This is a genomic window from Neobacillus cucumis (genome assembly GCF_023715505.1).
This window is the reverse complement of the sequence record NZ_JAMBOH010000135.1, coordinates 1-348: the sequence shown is the minus strand read 5'-3', so window position 1 is coordinate 348 and position 348 is coordinate 1. Positions and strand designations below refer to the sequence as shown.

The following is a 348-nucleotide window of genomic DNA, read 5'->3' as shown; positions in this document are numbered from 1 at the left end:
GCACCCTAAAAAGCACCCCTTCTCCCGAAGTTACGGGGTCATTTTGCCGAGTTCCTTAACGAGAGTTCTCTCGCTCACCTTAGGATTCTCTCCTCGCCTACCTGTGTCGGTTTGCGGTACGGGCACCTTTTATCTCGCTAGAGGCTTTTCTTGGCAGTGTGGAATCAGGAACTTCGGTACTATATTTCCCTCGCTGTCACAGCTCAGCCTGTACGAGAAGCGGATTTTCCTGCTTCTCAGCCTAACTGCTTAGACGCACATAACCAGCAGTGCGCTTACCCTATCCTCCTGCGTCCCCCCATCACTCAAACGATAAAGAGGTGGTACAGGAATATCAACCTGTTGTCC

At 51.4% G+C, this 348-nt stretch carries 1 rRNA gene; it reads right to left on the bottom strand.

Annotated features, from left to right (window positions below):
* A 23S ribosomal RNA gene (locus M3226_RS31775) occupies window positions 1-348 on the bottom strand; the annotation flags it as partial.